The sequence below is a fragment of the Bacteroides ndongoniae genome, assembly GCF_900108345.1.
In the GTDB taxonomy this organism is placed as follows: domain Bacteria; phylum Bacteroidota; class Bacteroidia; order Bacteroidales; family Bacteroidaceae; genus Bacteroides; species Bacteroides ndongoniae.
The window spans coordinates 377931-396384 of record NZ_FNVV01000012.1 but is presented as its reverse complement, the minus strand read 5'-3'; the positions used below and the strand labels follow the sequence as shown (position 1 = coordinate 396384).

The 18454-nt window shown below is 47.1% G+C and carries 17 protein-coding genes; 5 read left to right on the top strand and 12 right to left on the bottom strand.

Annotated features, from left to right (window positions below; all coding sequences use genetic code 11):
- Window positions 1-309: 309 nt before the first annotated feature.
- The 5 genes from BQ5591_RS01875 to BQ5591_RS01855 all read right to left on the bottom strand — a co-directional run bounded on the left by BQ5591_RS01875 (window position 310) and on the right by BQ5591_RS01855 (window position 5547).
- Entirely contained in the window at window positions 310-930 is a 621-nt protein-coding gene (locus BQ5591_RS01875; protein WP_071148217.1) for an ankyrin repeat domain-containing protein, read from the bottom strand.
- A 254-nt stretch (window positions 931-1184) separates the two neighbouring features.
- On the bottom strand, window positions 1185-2102 hold the full coding sequence (locus BQ5591_RS01870; RefSeq protein ID WP_071148216.1) for a GAD-like domain-containing protein: 918 nt from the start codon (window positions 2100-2102) through the stop codon (window positions 1185-1187).
- Window positions 2103-2351: 249 nt separating this feature from the next.
- Window positions 2352-3638, bottom strand: coding sequence for an IS1380 family transposase (locus BQ5591_RS01865; RefSeq protein WP_071147970.1), 1287 nt, complete (start codon window positions 3636-3638; stop codon window positions 2352-2354).
- A gap of 198 nt (window positions 3639-3836) precedes the next feature.
- Window positions 3837-4934, bottom strand: a complete 1098-nt coding sequence (locus tag BQ5591_RS01860) for a toxin-antitoxin system YwqK family antitoxin (protein ID WP_071148215.1) — start codon at window positions 4932-4934, stop codon at window positions 3837-3839.
- 28 nt (window positions 4935-4962) lie between these two features.
- Complete coding sequence (locus BQ5591_RS01855) at window positions 4963-5547, bottom strand: hypothetical protein (RefSeq protein ID WP_071148214.1); 585 nt, start codon at window positions 5545-5547, stop codon at window positions 4963-4965.
- A 690-nt stretch (window positions 5548-6237) separates the two neighbouring features.
- On the opposite strand from BQ5591_RS01855, the gene BQ5591_RS21290 reads away from it, so the two are divergent.
- The 3 genes from BQ5591_RS21290 to BQ5591_RS01845 all read left to right on the top strand — a co-directional run bounded on the left by BQ5591_RS21290 (window position 6238) and on the right by BQ5591_RS01845 (window position 8457).
- On the top strand, window positions 6238-6555 hold the full coding sequence (locus BQ5591_RS21290) for a hypothetical protein (protein WP_159434409.1): 318 nt from the start codon (window positions 6238-6240) through the stop codon (window positions 6553-6555).
- Between the two features lie 60 nt (window positions 6556-6615).
- Complete coding sequence (locus tag BQ5591_RS01850) at window positions 6616-7500, top strand: TraB/GumN family protein (RefSeq protein ID WP_071148555.1); 885 nt, start codon at window positions 6616-6618, stop codon at window positions 7498-7500.
- A 63-nt stretch (window positions 7501-7563) separates the two neighbouring features.
- The gene (locus tag BQ5591_RS01845) at window positions 7564-8457 is read left to right on the top strand and encodes a DNA/RNA non-specific endonuclease (RefSeq protein ID WP_071148213.1); all 894 of its coding nucleotides are present in this window, start codon (window positions 7564-7566) and stop codon (window positions 8455-8457) included.
- Here the strand turns inward: BQ5591_RS01845 and BQ5591_RS01840 are convergent, their stop codons facing one another.
- From BQ5591_RS01840 to BQ5591_RS21285, 4 genes are all read right to left on the bottom strand, one after another.
- Window positions 8458-9354, bottom strand: a complete 897-nt coding sequence (locus BQ5591_RS01840; RefSeq protein ID WP_071148212.1) for a helix-turn-helix domain-containing protein — start codon at window positions 9352-9354, stop codon at window positions 8458-8460.
- A 22-nt stretch (window positions 9355-9376) separates the two neighbouring features.
- Window positions 9377-9853, bottom strand: a complete 477-nt coding sequence (locus BQ5591_RS21730) for an ATP-dependent metallopeptidase FtsH/Yme1/Tma family protein (protein WP_235817018.1) — start codon at window positions 9851-9853, stop codon at window positions 9377-9379.
- Window positions 9780-11228: an ATP-dependent metallopeptidase FtsH/Yme1/Tma family protein gene (locus BQ5591_RS01835; protein WP_235817017.1), complete on the bottom strand. Its 1449-nt coding sequence runs from the start codon at window positions 11226-11228 to the stop codon at window positions 9780-9782. The genes BQ5591_RS21730 and BQ5591_RS01835 overlap by 74 nt, the downstream gene beginning before the upstream one ends.
- A 136-nt stretch (window positions 11229-11364) precedes the next feature.
- Window positions 11365-11514 carry a hypothetical protein gene (locus BQ5591_RS21285; protein ID WP_159434408.1) on the bottom strand — a complete coding sequence of 50 codons (150 nt, stop codon included), beginning with the start codon at window positions 11512-11514 and terminating at the stop codon, window positions 11365-11367.
- Between the two features lie 14 nt (window positions 11515-11528).
- On the opposite strand from BQ5591_RS21285, the gene BQ5591_RS01830 reads away from it, so the two are divergent.
- Window positions 11529-13184 carry an IS1182 family transposase gene (locus BQ5591_RS01830; RefSeq protein WP_071148211.1) on the top strand — a complete coding sequence of 552 codons (1656 nt, stop codon included), beginning with the start codon at window positions 11529-11531 and terminating at the stop codon, window positions 13182-13184.
- Window positions 13185-13291: 107 nt separating this feature from the next.
- Here BQ5591_RS01830 and BQ5591_RS01825 read toward each other — a convergent pair whose 3' ends face one another.
- Both BQ5591_RS01825 and BQ5591_RS01820 read right to left on the bottom strand, forming a co-directional pair.
- Complete coding sequence (locus BQ5591_RS01825) at window positions 13292-14065, bottom strand: radical SAM protein (RefSeq protein WP_071148210.1); 774 nt, start codon at window positions 14063-14065, stop codon at window positions 13292-13294.
- 385 nt (window positions 14066-14450) lie between these two features.
- Entirely contained in the window at window positions 14451-16490 is a 2040-nt protein-coding gene (locus BQ5591_RS01820; protein ID WP_071148209.1) for a helix-hairpin-helix domain-containing protein, read from the bottom strand.
- Between the two features lie 118 nt (window positions 16491-16608).
- Between BQ5591_RS01820 and BQ5591_RS01815 the strand changes: the two genes are divergently transcribed.
- Complete coding sequence (locus BQ5591_RS01815; RefSeq protein ID WP_022163190.1) at window positions 16609-17223, top strand: DUF4294 domain-containing protein; 615 nt, start codon at window positions 16609-16611, stop codon at window positions 17221-17223.
- Between the two features lie 25 nt (window positions 17224-17248).
- On the opposite strand, the gene BQ5591_RS01810 is transcribed toward BQ5591_RS01815, so the two are convergent.
- Entirely contained in the window at window positions 17249-18211 is a 963-nt protein-coding gene (locus BQ5591_RS01810) for a YitT family protein (RefSeq protein ID WP_022163189.1), read from the bottom strand.
- Window positions 18212-18454 lie beyond the last annotated feature (243 nt).

The window sequence follows — 18454 nt, the reverse complement described above, 5'->3', positions numbered from 1 at the left end:
TTGTCATTATCCGCGTTGTTAGTGATATTTTCACCATAATGCTTCTGCGGAGAAATCACCTAAGAAGAAATATAACAACATCATTAATTGTAAAAAAATATATAGACCTATCGAAAAACAGACTATCAGTATTATTATTTTCTTTCCGGCTTTGTACTTTTTCTTTCTTAATAAAAAGAGTAGCGATAGTGAAATCGTTATAAGTATAATATTTATCGCGTATGTAATCATATCTATTTTTTATTTTGAATGTTGTTATCACTAATAGTCCAGCAGGAAACGGCTTGCCATTATCTTGCATTATTAGCATTATTCTATTGGTTGTTTCATCCATTGCAAAAGCAAATCTTTAATTTCTTTTGCATCCATTTCCTTTGCCAAAGCAAGAGGGGTGTTTCCGTTACTGTCCTTTATATCAAGGTCTGCATGATATTCTAAAAGTAACTTTACCAATTCTATGTTATTATTGGCAATGGCTTCCATAATCGGATATACTTTATAGGTATCGTATGGACTTTGGTAACCATTTACGTTAATGCCATGCTCCAGCAAGATACGGGCTAACTTTATGTTAGACAATTTACAGGCGTATGTCAAGAGCGTTAGCCCATATTCGTCACTATAAACTCTATTATTAATGTCCTCATATCGAGTAAGGGCATATTCCAATACATCTTCTTTGTCAAAGTAAATTGCCGTATAGAATATATCAAACTCATAAAAATCGTTACCCATTGCCATAGGTTCATCTTTTCCTGCGAGCAACCGTTTTATGGTTGCCATATCATTATTACAGCAAGCAACTCCCAACGGATAAAGTTGATAGGTTACATCTCTTATAGTATCTTGCTGCAATGGATTTGCTTTCACGCTATCTAAAACAATAAAAAACGTTACAAGAAAAAGTAATATCCAATCTATTATCTTCATATTTACTATTTTAAGTCGAATATTAATACTACTTCGTTTATAACAAGTATCGGATATTTTGATAACCTATACCTTACTTATATGTTTCCCAATCACTTACATCCATGTAACGATTAATCCGGATTATCGAGTTATCATAAAGATAATACCTGTCGCAATCGGTACTACATACCAGTGCGTCCTGCAGCCACGCAACACCAGGCAAGCTACGATGATGCAACACCCAATCGTCCAATAGCACCAAATACGCCTTGCTACACCTGTTTCATCTCCTCCAGGCTGAGGCCGCGGAGCAGCACATGGCCGTCGGCCTCATCTACCACGTAGGGACGGAGGGCCTGAAGAGCGGTGTGGTATTCCAGCATCCCGATGTTCTGCTCGTCGTCGTAGCTGAAGAAAGTCAGCACCCAGAGGCCGATTTCGTGGCCCTCGACGGCATAGAGCTTTTCGGGCACTTCGGGCAAGACGGTGTCTACGGTATCGGTCAGGGTGAAGTTCACCATCAACGAACCATCCTCGCGCTCAAAGACATGCGGCTGGGCCACGTAGGCGTCAGACCACGGATTATTTTCGTCCGCCTCCTCATCGTCTTCGTCATCCTGCGGGTTCAACAGGTCGAAAAGCAGGCACTGATGCACCACTGCATCGCCCTTGTCGACCGAAGCGATTGACTCGCTTCCCCCCAATGCCAGTGCCGGCACAAAGAAGAAGACTTCGTTGCCGGCAAGTGAACCGCATTTCTCAAGAGCCTGGCCGAAAAGCGTTTTATCCAGCAACGGTCCCGCGGCTTCATCATCAGTCAGAAGTTGTATGAATTCCCCAAAACTGTATGCACACACATCAGTACAGCGATGGTGAATGTCGAGCAGAGCAATGTCGCTTACGCTATCAGTCAGCTTACGGTAGTAAAGGATGTTACCAAAACCGGTCAGCATGATGGGAATGCGTGTGGGATTCTCCCCGCCCAACCAGACATAAAAGTAGTCGGCATAGTCGTTGGGATCAATTACCTTGAGCAGGCCGTTGCCGTAGTTACCAAATCCGTATGCCTGCCAGAATTCCAACAACTCAGCAGGGAGCCGATTCCTAAATTGGTTCAAAACCTCTTCCGAAGGTTTCTGCAATTGGCCCGTAGGAGGATATTTTTGCAAAAAGTCATCAAATAAATTCATATTCCATTTTTAAAGGTGTGTATTCCAAGTATTTCTTATCACCACGAATTACACGGATTCACACAGATTGTTTATTATCCTCAAATCCGCAACCGCCCTCATAAGATGACACAGAGGTCAAAAAGGTAGCGACACTGTGGCAAAAGAGGGTGCAACGCAGCAAAAATCGCCACAAAGACGCATTAAATCCCCTTACCCCACCATGCGACTTGAGGCAATACGCAAAATCACGACCATAAGTTGTCGGTGTCATCCAAAGTCATTCTGGAACACATCAGCATAAGCGTTGTTGCATGAATAGATATTCAGCACATACTGCCTTGATGTCCTGACCCATTTGGCTGGCACAGAGATGAACTTGAAGACAAACGCCTTGATGCGGCTTGTTGCTTTGAGTCCGAACCTCTTCACGTCAAGCCTCGCCATGATGAATTTATAGAAGTTGCGTATGAGTGCCGTAAGCAGAAGAAACACCGTGTTTTCTCCCATGAAGGATTTTGGAAGCCTGTTCCAGCCGAATCCGTTATTCATGTCATCGAAGATGCGTTCCTTCCCTCCACGGAGGTTATAGAATTCGACAATCTCTTTCTCGGAAGACTCGTAGTCATTTGTAAGGATGCAGCGGTAGGTGTATTCTCCTTCCCACAGGTCGAGTTCGCCGTCTATCCGCTTCTGTCTTTGAATCACAAGACGGTATGCCTTCCCTTTCCATTTCTCGATGAGAATGGAGGCCAGCTCAAACTCAATGCCGCCCAATTCCACTTTCTTCCAACCTCTGAGGGCAAAGATGTCATTGTAGAGCGAACTGCATCGGTTGGCACGGATATAGAAGGTCTTGCAGTGTTTAGCAATCTCTTCCACTATCTCTTCAGAACACGAGCCGCAATCAGCTCTGAAACGGTTGATCATAAGCTTGTTCTTTTCAAACCTTTCAAAGAACCTCTTCAGCGTGTCCTTCTGGTGGAAACGGACATTTGTGTTGCCGTCGCTGTTCTCAATGCCGACAATCAAGTCGCCAATAACCGCCACGCCAGGACGGTATCCGAGAAACTTCTTGTATGTGGGTTTCGCATCAAACTTCTCAGCCTCTATGAACTGGTGGTCGAAGTCAACGTCATACCCCTCGCCATCTTTCAGCTGCCCTGTGGACAATAGGCAATTGAGGAGCAGTGTATTCAGCATGTCTGCCGTGTTTAAGTCGTAGGTCTTGCCAGTGTCGGATGTGTAGGAAATGTTATCCTGGGTCAGTTCCTTTATGGCTCTGAGAATCGTGTCGGCACTGCATGTGCGAAGTGTCGGATGAAGCGAGAGGTGATACATCAGATGAGTGGTGACATCCTCTATGCATGAGCCGCCACAGAAATAAACGCTCATAAGCGAACGGATGATTTCGCTGTATTGATAACCATACAGCCTACATCTCATACCGAGGGTTGAGTCGATTACAGATGAGAGATTGGAGTCAAATTGCTCCATTATTGAAAAAATTCCTCCAAAAGGAGAGAGTTTCTCAGATTTTATTGCTACCTTTGCCATGTCTGTCGGGTTTGATACATATTTTGATTTGCAACACTAAGATAGGTGAAAAATCTGACATGGCAAAATCCTGAGCAACTTTTTGTTGCTCAGGTACTTATAAAATAAGTTAAACTAAAATGCTGCGGAATTTAGGATTATGATTAAGCAAATAGAAATCTGTGACAATCCGTGTAATCTGTGGTGAATATCCCATGCTTACATCGTCTCCTCCCATTCCTTCTCCAGCTTGCCGTCGATGTCATAGAGTTTCCAGCGGCCGATGCGGTGCCCATTGCGGTACTCGCCTGCCTCGCGCACACGGTCGTTCTTGATGTAGCGCGACTCGAAAGGTCCCGTCTTGCGGCCGTTGACGAAGGTGGAGGTCTCCCAATAGTCGTAACGGTTGTCGCGCACCAACCGGCGTTCCTTGCCGTGCAGGCGGCCGTACTGGTAGGTGGCCTCGTAGATGAGTTCGCCGTTATGGGGATTGTATTCACGATACAGCCCGTCGGGGCGGTCGCCTTTCATGTAATACTCCTTGGTGCGGGCACCGGTCTCGCGGCTGAAGCGCACTTGCAGGCCTTCCTCGCGGCCGGCCCGGTAGGTAGCGATGTAGAGCGTATCGCCGCTTTCGGCAATCTCCGTCCACACGCCGTCCTTCTGTCCGTTTTTATAGTAACCCGTCACACGGGGTTGGCCGAAGGTGTACACCTCGGTATATTCACCGTCTTGCAGACCCTGTTCGTTATAATAGGAAGTCTCGTAATACTCGTGCGTACCCTGTATGAACGAATACTGCTTGCCCACCTGACGCCCGTCGCGGTAGTTGTGTTCGCGACGCAGGGTACCGTCATAATCATAATACAGTTCCTTGCCGTCCTGGCGGCCGTTCTTGTAATTCACTTCACGTTCCGACTGACCCGAAGTGTAGAAGGTGCGGTGCGTGCCATGCAGTTTGCCGTCCTTGTAAGGCTTCTCCTCCTTCACCCTCCCCTCGCTATCGTAAAACTTGAAGGTACCCTCCTTGCGTCCCTCGTGGTAGGCGCCCTCACACTTCAGCTTGTTGTATTCGTACTCGGCATACTTACCGTTATAGAAACCGTCCTTGAACTCCGCCTGGATGTAGGCTGAATGATAACCGTCGATAATGCGGCGGTCGCCGTCGAGCGGCTTGTCGGTCTTCAGGTCGCGGTAGAGGAAGCGACCGTCGCCCACGTTGATGACCGATACTTGCTCAATGGGATATTCTTTCTGCGCATATGCCTGCCCCACAAAGACAAAGGCAAGCAACCAAACGAACATTTGTATTCTCATAAGTCATTCGTAAGTTTTCCAGATTATACTAATCCTCATCGTCGCACATGTGATAAATCAACTCGGCATTATCCTCGTATTCATGTCCTTTCAGAATGACGGGGGCGGCCAACCCCACAATGTTCGAACTGGAATCGTAGGCCGTCAGGATGCAGTACATCTCTTTTCCCACCTCGTCCTCGTAGACATGAAGCTGCACAGGCTGGTTGTTGCCGCTTGGTAGGGCGGTCAGGTACCTGAAATCGTGATGCACGAAGGCCTCCACAATCTTGTCCGCATCGGTTTCGTTGCGGATGAATTTTTTAATGTTTACCTGTTTCACCTTGCCGTCACTCTCTACATTATAAGTATCGGACGAAGCCATCCAAGCACCGATTCCGAAAAAGAGGATGCCTATCACAGCAACTACCCTGATGAACCACAAAGGCAGCACGGGAATCACCTGCGGAAAAATAACAATGAACAGACAAACCACAGCCAACAGACCGTAGATTGCCGGCTTGACGAGGTTCTTCCGTTCTTCGAACTTTTCGGGATAAGCCTGAAAAAACTCGCTGATGTAACTAGGAAATTCTTTGTCTTTTTTTACTCCATAATACTTTTTTGTTTCCATAAGATTAAATTATTTAAGTGAATAATAAATATCCCGTATACATGAGTCCAAAAATAGAAAAGAACAGATAGATAGAAAAGCAAAGCAGGGGGACAAATAAGGGGGACACAGATAATATATAAAAAGTTAATAATTAATAGTTTAATAAAGAATTGAAACCATAATGAAGGGGGACATTTGCAAAAAGAAAAACAAGATAGAGCAGGACAGGCAATCTTTCACGTCCTGCCTTCGGATGTGTTTTCCTGAAAATAGATTGACCCCTATAGTCTCAATTCATGTAATGAAAATGGAAAAATAGAATCACTGAAAAAGAAAGTAACTACACACAGAACTATGAATTCTGCTCATTCACGGTTTATCCAAATAACGTTTCACAGTAACCTGCTTATTATGAGCGTTTTGCTGTGAAACGTGAACCATAAAAATACCTCGCTTGCATCCTTCGTGAGCAACACTTGCATTCCATTTGTGGGACACTTGTACGGCTCGCGAGCAACACTTGCACGGCTCGCGAGCCGTGCAAGTGTTCTACAACCGCATCACAAGCGGCCTTCACGGCACCTACTTCTGCCATCGCCAACGTTAACCTAACATTAACGCAACGTTAACCTAAATCCTCTCGAATCCATCCTAACTTTGCATCAGCAAAAGAAAGAAAAGACAGTCTAACCCATTAACAGATATGCGATGAAAAATCAATGTCCTTATTGCTCCGAACCAATAGGTATCGCCTCGCGACTGAAGTACTGTTTCATCAGTACCCACTTCAGCATCCGATGCCCGCACTGCGGAAAGACGATACGCCCACTGAAGAATCCCTTATCTTTTCAACGATGTTTCTACGCAGGCGCACTTACCGCTTTCGCCTCTTTTTGGGCATTCATCTATCTGATAAAAGACCACTTCTGGCAAGCTGTCCTGTTTGCCGCCTGCATATCCCTGCTCCTGACCATTGCAATAGCAATCGTTACAATAAGGAATATAGAATTTACAAAAGACAAATAACCTGCAATAAAAACAACTCTGCAACGACTAATGAAACAAAACCATAAAAAAATGACCGCAATGAAAAAGACACTCGCACTTGTGATGCTTCTCTGCATCGCCCTCGGCGCTCAGGCGCAACTGTTATGGAAAGTATCGGGCAACGGACTCGACCGCCCTTCGTACGTCATGGGTACACACCACCTGGCTCCACTCAGCATCAAGGACAGCATCTCTGCCCTGCAACAGGCCATCGACCAAACTGAGCAGGTGTATGGCGAACTCGTAATGGACGAAGCCATGAAGCCCGAAAACATGATGAAGATGCAGCAAGCCATGATGCTACCGGCCGACACTACACTGAAAAGCCTGTTCACACAGGCACAATACGACACCATTGCTGCTGTAGTAAAGAACTACATGGGCGTAGACCTTGCCCTGTTCAATAAGCTGAAACCTGCTGCCATCACTACCCAGCTGGCCGTGGCACTGGCCATGAAATCACTGAAGGGATTCAACCCGCAGGAACAGCTCGACACCTGGTTTCAGACACAGGCACGGCAGGCCAGAAAGAAAGTAGGCGGACTGGAAAGCATTGCCCTGCAAGTAGACGTCCTCTACAACTCGCAAGCCCTGACACGACAGGCGCTCCTGCTGCACTGCACCGCCACGCACATCGACCAGAGCATCGACCAAAGCCTGCGCATGACTCAGGCCTACATGAAGCAAGACCTGGACGAACTACTCGCCATCACCGAAGAAAAGGTGAACAATGCCTGCGACAGTACCCCCGAAGAAATGGACGCACTGATATATCGCCGCAACGCCGACTGGGCCCGCCAACTGCCCGCCATCATGAAGCAGTCCCCCACTCTGGTTGTTGTAGGTGCCGGACACCTGCCCGGTCAGCGTGGCTTGCTGAAGCTGCTTCAGGAACAGGGTTATACGGTAGAGCCGATGAATTAAGTATAACCAAGTCCGAAAAATATCACTACCTTTGGAGTCTGAAACCTTATTTAGAGACCCGTCATGGCAAGAAGAAAATCGAAAAAGAAAAGCTCCAAAGGTGTGGTATGGTTTGTTCTGCTGGTATGTGCCGCCTTCATCGGTTACGGTCCGCTGAACAATGCCCTGAAGTCGGGCAACATCCGCCTCGACCGGCTGCCGCAACTGCTGAATGAAAACCTGTCGCAGAACAGCACCACGCAACCATCGTCCACTGTAACCGATGCACAAGGCCTCGAATTGCCTGCACCGCTGAAGAACGTGTCCGAAACCATCCTGAAGCGCAAAGGCTACACCGTATCCTACAACAGCTGGCTGAACGTCCCCAACTGGGTGGCGTGGGAGCTGAACCGCGACAAACTGGTAGAACGCGAAAGCCGTTCCGACAAATTCCTGCCCGACCCCGACCTGCCCACCGACAAAGCCGTCACCACCGACGACTACAAACACTCGGGCTGGGACCGCGGCCACATGTGCCCCGCCGGCGACAACCGCTGGCACTGGCGTGCCATGCAGGAAAGTTTCTACATGACCAACATCTGCCCACAGAACCACAACCTGAACCGCGGCGACTGGAAAGAACTGGAAGAAGCCTGCCGCCGCTGGGCCGAACAGGAAGGACCTATCTACATTGCCTGCGGCCCTATCTTCTACAACCGCCAGCCACGCACCATCGGAAGCAAGCATAAAATAGCCGTCCCCGACGCTTTCTTCAAAGTCATTCTCTGCACCGGCAGCCGGCAGCCACGCGCCATCGGCTTCATCTATAAGAATACCTCCGGCAATCGTCCGCTGGACAGCTACGTCAATTCAGTGGATCAAGTAGAGCGCATCACAGGCATCGACTTCTTCCCCGCCCTGCCCGACGATGTAGAAAAGAAAGTAGAGGCAGAATACAATCTGAAACAATGGCAATAGCTATTTCTCATCCGTTAACGCCATATTGCGAAAAGCGGTTGGAGAAACTTTCAGATGTTTGCGTACATACTTCGAAAAAAAGGAAATATTCGGGAAATCGAATTCCATCGCTATCTCTTTGACCGACTTGTCCGAATACTTCAGTTCGAAGGCAATACGGTCTATCACATGCTCGTCGATAATGGCTAAAGCACGTCTTCCGCTGACTTTTTTTACAATACGCGACAGATAAGAAGGAAGACAGCAAAGTCTTCCGGCATAATAAGTAACCGAACGGTGACAACCGTTATCGGCCGAAACCTCTTCCATAAAACGGCGGAACATATATACCGGAGTCGTCGTTTTATCTCTATCTGTTCCATTTTCTGAAGCCATACACCGGTTTATGTCGGACAGCATTCCAAAAATAAGGGCGGCAAACAAGTGTTGCACAATCTCTTCACGATAGATGCTGGCTCCGTTCTTCAATTCAATACTTATCAAATCGACATAACGCAGCAAGTATTCAAAATCGCTGTCGCTAAGATGTTTCAGCGGATTGGACTTGACAAACCGAATGACATGCCACACATTGGTACTGGCCCGAAGCATCCGCCGAAGAAAACGGTCGGAAACACAGACAACTTTCATCCGGCAATCGTCGCTTACCACAAGGTTTGTCAGCAAAGTGCCAGGCAAGGTTATCACAAAATCATGCTCATGCAATGCGCAGAAACTGCCGTTCTGTTCCCACTCCACACAGCCCTCCATGCAAAATACCATCAGCGAAAAATCGAGTCTGACAGGTTCAGAAGTACACAGGCACTGCAGGCTTTCCGACACAAACAAGCAATCGTCAGCATAACATACCGCCTCGTTTGTGCCACGTTTCAGTTCATCGATACCAATACTTTCCACGTACTATTCTTACTTTCATTAATTACTGTTGATACTTGCGCACAATGGCCATGAACTCCTCGCCCGTAATAGTTTCCTTATCCAGCAGATAGTGGGCTGCCTCGTGCATGATGTCCAGATGAACGGAGATAAGCTTACGGGCTTTCTGATGGGCTTCGGTAATCATTTTCAATACTTCACGGTCGATGTCTGCCGCCGTTTCCGACGAACAGGTCAGTGAAGTATCACCACCCAGATAGGCATTGTTTACCGTTTCCAGTCCCATCATGTCGTATTTTTCGCTCATACCATATCGGGTAACCATAGCCCGTGCCAGGCGGGTAGCCTGCTCAATGTCGTTCGAAGCCCCCGTACTGACACTGCCCAGCACTACTTCTTCGGCAGCTCGTCCGCCAGTCAGGGTAGCAATGCGGTTGAAGAGATCTTCACGGCTCATCAGTACCTGCTCGCCTTTGTCCACCTGCATGGTATAGCCCAGCGCACCCGACGTGCGCGGCACAATGGTAATCTTGTGACAGGTGCCGAATGGCTCGCAAAGCAGCCACTAAGGCATGTCCTATCTCGTGGTAAGACACCGTCTTCTTCTCATCAGCCGAAATCACCTTACCCTTCTTTTGTGCACCTGCAATCACTGTTTCTATGCTCTCTTCTAAATCGGCAGTAATTACTTTATTACGCCCCATACGTACAGCACGCAAAGCAGCTTCGTTGACGATGTTGGCCAGTTCGGCACCCGAAGAGCCAGCTGTAGCCCGTGCCACCACATCCATATCTATCTTTTCGCATTTCACCTTCTTCAAGTGTACGGCCAGAATGGCTTTCCGTCCTTCCAGGTCGGACAGTTCCATCTGAATACGACGGTCGAAACGACCGGGACGAAGCAGGGCTTTGTCAAGGCTTTCGGGACGGTTAGTGGCTGCCAATATCACGACTCCCTTACGACCGTCAAATCCGTCCATTTCGGTAAGTAGTTGGTTAAGGGTCTGTTCGCGCTCGTCGTTACCGCCCAACCCTGTATCGCGCCGCTTGCCAATGGCATCTATCTCGTCGATAAAGATAATACAGGGTGCCTTTTCATTGGCCTGACGGAAGAGGTCGCGCACCTTGGCTGCTCCCATACCCACAAACATTTGTACGAACTCCGAACCCGAAATAGCAAAAAACGGCACTTTAGCCTCACCTGCAACAGCACGTGCAATCAAGGTTTTTCCCGTTCCCGGAGGGCCCACCAGCAAAGCACCTTTCGGCAGAGAAGCACCGATGTCGGTATACTTCTTAGGATTGTGCAGGAAGTCTACAATTTCGGTCAGCGTCTCTTTTGCCTCGTCTTGTCCGGCTACATCAGCAAAGGTAGTCTTCACATCGGCGTCGGCATAAATCTTGGCACCGCTTTTACCGAACGACATAAAGTTTCCTCCACTGCCCATGCGCGACTGAATGGCTTTACTGGTCTGTCGCCAGATGAGGTAAAATATCAGCCCCGGCAATACCCACATCAGTATAAAGTTGAGCAACGGAGAGTTTTCGCGCGGGATAATCTGGTTGAAAGCTATCTTTCCATCCTTATTCGGACTCTTTGCCTGTAAAAGCCTGTCAACCAGTTGTGGATCGTTGATGGCACCCGTCTGGTAGGCTGAAGTTACATTACCTTCCCTGGCAGTAAAATAAATCTGTCCGCTCTTGATGACAACTTCCTCCACCAGTCCGCTATCTACCTTGGCAATGAACGTACCATAATCGGCCGGCTTAATCTGCCCGCCTGTTAAGGTAGGTACAATCAATCCGTTAAGAAAGAGTATTATCAAAATACCCATCAGTAATCCTACATAAGGATTCATACGTTTGGGCTGCTGGTTTTGCTGTTCTTGCTTCATATTTCTTTCCTTAAGTTTACGTTTTTGAATCGCAAATATCGCAAAAGCCACTAAGGAAAGAATTATCCAAAACAGACCAAGAATGGTCTAAAAAACTCCGTTTAGAGAAAATAACATTATAAGAAACCAACAGATTTTACTTCAAGAATAGAGCAAATATTTTTTCCCAGTTAGGAAAAAAATATGAAGGTGTGTCAAAAAGCACACCTTCTTTTTTTAGCACAAAGCCCCGACTTTCACAAGCTGGGGCTTTGTTATTACCTAAAGATTTTGTATCTTTAAGCATAAAGATTTATACATATGGCAAAGATACATTTTCGTCCATACACTCCCAACCAAACGGTACTTTTTCCGCAAAGAATCGATGAAGATATTGCAGAAAACGATCCTGTACGCATGGTTGACGCTTTGGTTGAAAGCCTGAATCTTGAAAGTTTCAGGAAGTTATACAAAGAATGCGGCCGTAGTCCTTACCATCCCAAGATGATGCTAAAGGTTATCTTGTATGCCTATATGAACAATATATACTCCTGCCGGAAAATAGAAAAGCTTCTTCATCGTGATATCCATTACATTTGGTTAGCCGGTTATGAGAAACCGGACTTCATTACTATCAACCGTTTCCGTAATCGGGTGAAGAAGGAGATTAACGAAGTGTTTACCCAAACCGTACTTCTGCTTTCATCCAAAGGCTTCATCAGTCTGAATGTGGAATATATTGACGGAACAAAGATTGAGTCCAAGGCCAACAAATATACTTTTGTATGGCGGAAGAGCGTTGAGCGAAACCGTGAACGACTGATGAAGAAAATCAGGGTTCTGTTAAGCCAAATAGATGACGTCATCGCTCAGGAAAAAGCTTCGGAAAACAACGATGGAATTGAGTTTACCCCTTCCATATTGACAGAAATGGCTGGGGAATTACGCAATGCCCTTGAACAGACTGCAGAGCCTTCCACGAAAGAGCAGAAATCAGAGCTGAAAAAGAAACACAAACAGCTGAAAGAACTGGAAGCTCACAGGGATAAGCTTCAGGAATACAACACCCATTTGGACAATCTTCAGGACCGTAACTCTTATTCCAAGACAGACAAAGAAGCCACCTTTATGAGAATGAAAGAGGATGCCATGCGTAACGGTCAGACAAAACCCGGATATAATCTTCAGATTGCTACGGAAAATCAATTCATTATCGATTATTCTCTTTTCCCGAATCCGACTGACACCTTGACGATGATTCCCTTTCTGAAGTCCTTTGCCGACAGATACGGGCAGTTGGCTCATACGGTGGTTGCTGATTCCGGTTACGGATCAGAAGAGAATTACCACTTTATGTCGGAAAACGGGATGGAAGCATACGTCAAATACAATTATTTCCACATGGAGCAGCGGCCAAGATTTAAACCGGATCCTTTTAAGGCCGAAAACTTTTTCTACAATGAAGAACAGGATTACTGCGTCTGTCCAATGGGGCAAAAGATGCAGAGGGTAGGTACCAGGCATACGAAAACCGAATCCGGATATGTAGTCGAATATGTCAGGTATAGGGCTGTCAGATGCGAAGGATGTCCGTTAAGATGTCTGTGTTTTAAAGCTAAAGGAAACAGGACGATAGAACTGAATCACCGACTCAGGATATACAAACAGAAAGCCCGGGAACTTCTCTGTTCCGAAGAAGGGTTGAAATACAGAGGGCAAAGGTGTATAGAGCCGGAAGCTGTATTTGGACAGATAAAATTCAACATGAACTACAAGCGCTTCCGTCATTTTGGGAAGGACAAGGTTCTTATGGACTTTTCCTTCCTGGCCATCGCCTTCAATATAAAAAAGATGTGTACCAAGATGAATAAAGAGGGTATAAATTGGCCAATTAAACACCTTTACGGCCTTATTACCGCTCTTTTAGGCTATTGGGAACAAAATAATCGAGATTATCTTCAGAATATCGCTGCCTGAAAGAGTTAACTATGCTCTTATCGCTGATAAAGAAAAGAGGGTGAATCGCGTATTACGACACACCCTCAAAATCGTTACTATTCTAAGCCGATACAGTTGTCCGGACGTCAGTAGGAAACACTTACTGCAAATCCTGCTTCTTTGACCAACGCACCAATGCGGTCGAGTTCTTCGTGAGTAGCTTTCGACAGATCGTGGTCGGGCGTTTCGCGGTCGATGGTGTAGATCATTACCTGACGCGGAGCGATCTCTTTCACTTTCTCCAGCCAGGGAAGTACATACTTGTCCGACGTATTGTCCATGTCTTTGCCTTTGTAACTGCCTTTCAGAAACATCGTCTGAATGATGCAACGGCCCTTGAACGCTTTCATGCCTTCGATGATGTCGTTCACCGAATACCGGCCTGTAGGACGGTCGAGGTCGTGGATATAGGCTTCGTCCACGGTATCGAGCTTCAGGATGTTGTTATCTATTTTGTTCAGGGCTGCAAACACGGCAGGCTTGTGGATAAACGTGGAGTTGCTCAGCACGCTGACTTTGGCATTCGGGAAGTAACGGTCGCGCAAGGCCAGTGTATCGTCGATGATTTCGGCAAAGTGCGGATGGGCCGTCGGTTCGCCGTTGCCTGCAAAGGTCAGCACATCGGGAGCCGGACCATTGGCCTGCATATCCTGCAAACGGGCTTCCAACGCCTGACGTACTTCTTCACGGGTGGGACGGGGAAGCTTGGGACGGAAGTCTTCGTTGAAACCGCATTCGCAATAAATGCAGTTGAACGTACACAACTTACCGTCGGCCGGCATCAGATTGATTCCCAAAGATACTCCCAAACGGCGGGAATGTATAGGACCAAAGATGGGAGAAGGATAAATAACTGTCATTGCTATCTGTATTTATTCACATTAATTTATCTGGCAAGAGAAGTGTATTGCATATATACCTACACGCAGCAAAAGCGCAAAAGTTTGCGTCTCTACTACATCTCTCAACGCAAGAACATACAAATATATCCCTTTTATCCAACTTGCACAAGTTTATGCGATTTTAGTTTAGCCTGATTAAACCGGCAGTTTAGTGCCGATAAACCGGCAGTTTAGTGCCGATAAACCGACAGTTTAAAACCGATAAACCGGCAGTTTATTACGGACAAACTGAAAGTATAAAGCCTGTAAACTGACAGTTTATTTTTGATAAAGCGAAGATAAACTGATATACCGTTGTTCATCAGATACTTAACAGTTATTGCAACCGTAAGGAATAACGGCATCAGAACTTCAGGCGAAGCTGCATCTGCAAGTCTGTCTTCCGGTTACTGCGTATCAGGTCGTTGCCCGAACTGATTTCGTCGCGGTCCTGATAAACAGTCTGTCCAAACTTGGCTATCAGCATCAGCCAGTTACGGAAGTCGTAGCGCAGGTAGGCTGACCAGCGGAAACCGCGACCGGAAAACGAAGGCGTATAGAAGGTATAAAGCAAGCCACGCTCGGACGCATAGACGCGTGAATCGTAATCGTCGGTATGGAAATAAGTCCCCTGCAAGGATGCCGACAAGGGAAAACGGGGACAGACATACGTACACAGCTGTGTAAACTGATAGCCCTGACGGCGATCGAAACGGTAGCCTCCCCCATCCTGCTGGCGGAAATGATTGTAATCGGCCGTAGTACGCAGCACGAAATTGCCGGGCATGTAAGTCAGGCGATAGCGCAACCGGTGGTGATAGATGGGAAGCGTCACTTCGCCGCTTGTCCCCGTTACGTCCCGTTCTTTCCGCTTGTAGCGATAGTTGAGGTACATGGAAAGATTCTTCTGCGGAGTATAGGTGGCCTGAAACATGAAGTCGATGCCCTGCGAAGGTTTGCTGATGCGATACTTCCACCAGGGAAAGGAAAAGAAATCCAGCGAAGAAAACAGTTTCCAGCGGGCAAAGGGCGTAGCTTCGACAGCCAGATACCAGCCGTTTTCGTTTTGCGGAGTACTGCCCTCGCCAAACGAACGGGCAAACCATGCCCAATAATCGCTGGAATAAAAACGATGGATAAGCAGGGCATGATAATCCTGCGAGAAATCGTAACGCAAGCGGTTCAGCAAAGCATATCCTTTCGTGCCGGTAGCCGCTTCGCCCGTCCACGAGAGTCGGCCCAGGCGCAAGCGATAGTCTATACTCAGATTGTAGAAACGGGTGCCGTGCAAGTTATAGCGTGCATACTTACGTAAGGCAGGTTCGTAAGGGCGGTCGAAGAAATAATAAATGCCCGTGGCTCCTACCTTGAACGCATTCTTTTCGTAGGTCACGTTTCCACCTGCCAGCTGCAAGGCACAGGCATTCCGTTTGTCGGCTTCTTTCTGCGTACGGTGCAGACCAGTCTTGGCTATGGAAACGATTTCTCCTTCTTCGACCGTAGCATCGAGCGTACGGTGGGAATAGAAAGCCGAAACATCGAGCGACGGCAATATGCCTACTGTAGCAGCTGCACCGCGGAAATAATTGTATTCGTCGGTAGAACTGTGTTTCTTTACTCCCCCGCTTCTGTATTCGGATGTAGACAGCGAAAACGATTTTCCCAGCCGGAAGTCGGTACTCAGCACCAGCCCTTGCCCGAAACTCAGGCGATAATTGCCCAATGCCAAGGCTTTCAGACGACCCAGGTTCTTCACCAGGAAATAGAAAGAATAGAAATCGTAGCCTTTGGCGTTGTGCAAACCGAACATCGGTTCGCCCGCATCTTTCTCGGCCGACAATCCCAGCTGCAGATAATCGCTGTAATGGAAGCCGTAACGAAGCGAATGGTAAGAAGGGGTTCCAAAATAGTTCTTCTCGTAACCTTTGCGGGTATAGAAAGGAATGTCCAGGCGCGTCAGTACCTCGTGCCTGCCATACTTCAATATCTTCTTCAGCGATGGGTAACGTTTTCCGGTTTCCGTCTGTCGCACACAGACGAAAGGCAGCAGCAACTCAATGGTCCGCTTATCCATCTCCTCTACTAATTGCAGTTCGTAGACAGTCTGCATCTGCCCGTGAATGTAGACATAGGCCAACAGGTTCTCTACCTGCAGGTCGGACAGGAACGGAAACTGTTCCAGCTGCTCGCGTGTGGCCGTATTCAGGTTGACGGGTTCCTGCAAACAGCGGGAAAGCTCCTCCAGTTCGGCTTCCCAACTGTAGTCCTCGTCTACGGCCAACTGCTCCAGGTTTTCCTCCCAAAGCAGCAGATTTATTTCCTGCGATTTGTCAGGCTGCTGTGCGTACAGGGCAGATGCAGCCTGCAACATACAGGCAACCATCCCCCATCTGAGTGTTTTCATGCATTATCGGTTAACAGATTACAGAATAAAAAGCGAAGTTACCTTAAATAAGTTAAGAAAGCAACGAAAAAACAAAATATTCTTATCGAATACGAAGAGAATGAATTAATTTTGCGGCATGAACGTGCGACTCTACATAGCAATCCTTGCCCTCTTCCTGCTGGCCGGAAACTGGTGCCATGCACAAAATCCCAAACAACCGGCAAACACAGGGAAAAAAGTCTACCTGACTCCTATGTGCATATACGAAGGAGATACGATACCGTACGTCCAGTTGCGCACCGTCTACATATTCAAGCCGCTGAAGTTCAAGAACAGACGCCAGGCCAACCAATACTACAAACTGGTACGCGACGTCAAGAAAGTGCTTCCCATCTCGAAAGAAATCAACCGGGCCATCATCGAAACCTACGAATACATGATGACCCTGCCCGACGAGAAAGCACGCCAAAAACACATGAAAGCCGTAGAGAAAAGTCTGAAAGAACAATATACCCCACGCATGAAGAAACTGACTTTTGCGCAGGGTAAACTGTTGATTAAACTCGTCGACCGCCAAACCAGTTCGACCGGTTACGAACTTGTAAAAGCCTTTATGGGTCCCTTTAAGGCGGGTTTCTACCAGGCTTTTGCCGCATTGTTCGGCGCCAGCCTTAAGAAACAATACGACCCCACGGGCGACGACGCACTGACCGAACGGGTGATATTGCTGGTAGAAAGCGGACAATTATAGTTAACTTGTTTCTCGTCAACTAACATTATTCCGGCTGCAACTCGCCTGCACTGGGCAATTGTTTCCAACCTTCGCCAAAAGCATCGTAAGCATCAGTTACAACTACAAAAGCACGTGGGTCGACTTCTTTTATCTTCTGCTTGATTCCGTTCACTTCCTTGTAGCTGACAACCAGAAACAGCATTTCCTTGTCCGACTTCGTATAGAGTCCGCTACTCTTTATGCAAGTGGCCGTACGGTCCAGATCCTTGATAATATAATCGTGAAGAGCTGTCATCTTCATGTCGCTGATGACGAACAGCAATTTATCGTTCTTCTCGCCATTGATGACGTAAGCCACTACACGCGAAGTAACAAATATCGCAATCAGCGAATAGAACGACAGATGCCACGACGGCTGATTGACATCATCCGGATTGCCGATGCCAAAGCCGATAACTACCAAACCAAAAGTAACCACCAAACCATCAACCAGCAAAATAGCACGCGAAAAACGGATATGGCAGTACTTCTGCAAAATCATGGCTACGATATCAGTCCCCCCCGTAGTAGCCTGACTGCGTACCACGATGCCGCATCCGATACCAATGACAGCCGCACCGATGACGGAAGTCAGCATCAGATGGTCGGTCATGTCCATACAACCTCCCAACAACTGGGTAGGATCGAGCGCATGAAGTGCCTCTTCCGACGGATAAGAAAGAATGGAAAGCACGTTCATGACCAGCGGTGTGAAAAGCGCTGCTACAATAGTGCGCGCACCCAGCTTGGCTCCGAGCAGAATAACCGAAAGAATCAGCAACGGAATATCGAACATATAGCCGAATGTACCTACCTGAATAGAAGGAAATATATTGTGAAGAACGATACTGGCTCCGTACACCCCACCGGGAACAAGATTATAAGGATTGATAAAATAAACAAAACCTGCTGCCAGAATAATGCAGCCAATAAAAATGCCAGCCCACGAAATAATTGCCTTTTTCATATTTATCTTCTTATTAAAGTTTCATATACTGTTTTTTCCTATACTGAATTTCAACGGTTTACATACATAAAAATATCCGGTTGAGCCGTGCAAGTGTTGCTCGTGAGCCGTGCAAGTGTCGCTCGCGAGCCGTACAAGTGTTGCTCGCGAGCCATGCAAGTGTCTCTCGTGGGCCATACAAATGCCTGTTACAATTCCCTCAAATATGGCTTTTCCACACATACGGTTTCTTACATTTTATAT

Excerpts from the sequence above, each read along its gene's own strand:
- BQ5591_RS01875 (WP_071148217.1), bottom strand. The coding sequence starts at position 930 with ATGAAGATAATAGATTGGATATTACTTTTTCTTGTAACGTTTTTTATT.
- BQ5591_RS01870 (WP_071148216.1), bottom strand. The coding sequence starts at position 2,102 with ATGAATTTATTTGATGACTTTTTGCAAAAATATCCTCCTACGGGCCAA.
- BQ5591_RS01865 (WP_071147970.1), bottom strand. The coding sequence starts at position 3,638 with ATGGCAAAGGTAGCAATAAAATCTGAGAAACTCTCTCCTTTTGGAGGA.
- BQ5591_RS01860 (WP_071148215.1), bottom strand. The coding sequence starts at position 4,934 with ATGAGAATACAAATGTTCGTTTGGTTGCTTGCCTTTGTCTTTGTGGGG.
- BQ5591_RS01855 (WP_071148214.1), bottom strand. The coding sequence starts at position 5,547 with ATGGAAACAAAAAAGTATTATGGAGTAAAAAAAGACAAAGAATTTCCT.
- BQ5591_RS21290 (WP_159434409.1), top strand. The coding sequence starts at position 6,238 with ATGAAAAATCAATGTCCTTATTGCTCCGAACCAATAGGTATCGCCTCG.
- BQ5591_RS01850 (WP_071148555.1), top strand. The coding sequence starts at position 6,616 with ATGAAAAAGACACTCGCACTTGTGATGCTTCTCTGCATCGCCCTCGGC.
- BQ5591_RS01845 (WP_071148213.1), top strand. The coding sequence starts at position 7,564 with ATGGCAAGAAGAAAATCGAAAAAGAAAAGCTCCAAAGGTGTGGTATGG.
- BQ5591_RS01835 (WP_235817017.1), bottom strand. The coding sequence starts at position 11,228 with ATGAAGCAAGAACAGCAAAACCAGCAGCCCAAACGTATGAATCCTTAT.
- BQ5591_RS21285 (WP_159434408.1), bottom strand. The coding sequence starts at position 11,514 with ATGCTTAAAGATACAAAATCTTTAGGTAATAACAAAGCCCCAGCTTGT.
- BQ5591_RS01830 (WP_071148211.1), top strand. The coding sequence starts at position 11,529 with ATGGCAAAGATACATTTTCGTCCATACACTCCCAACCAAACGGTACTT.
- BQ5591_RS01825 (WP_071148210.1), bottom strand. The coding sequence starts at position 14,065 with ATGACAGTTATTTATCCTTCTCCCATCTTTGGTCCTATACATTCCCGC.
- BQ5591_RS01820 (WP_071148209.1), bottom strand. The coding sequence starts at position 16,490 with ATGAAAACACTCAGATGGGGGATGGTTGCCTGTATGTTGCAGGCTGCA.
- BQ5591_RS01815 (WP_022163190.1), top strand. The coding sequence starts at position 16,609 with ATGAACGTGCGACTCTACATAGCAATCCTTGCCCTCTTCCTGCTGGCC.
- BQ5591_RS01810 (WP_022163189.1), bottom strand. The coding sequence starts at position 18,211 with ATGAAAAAGGCAATTATTTCGTGGGCTGGCATTTTTATTGGCTGCATT.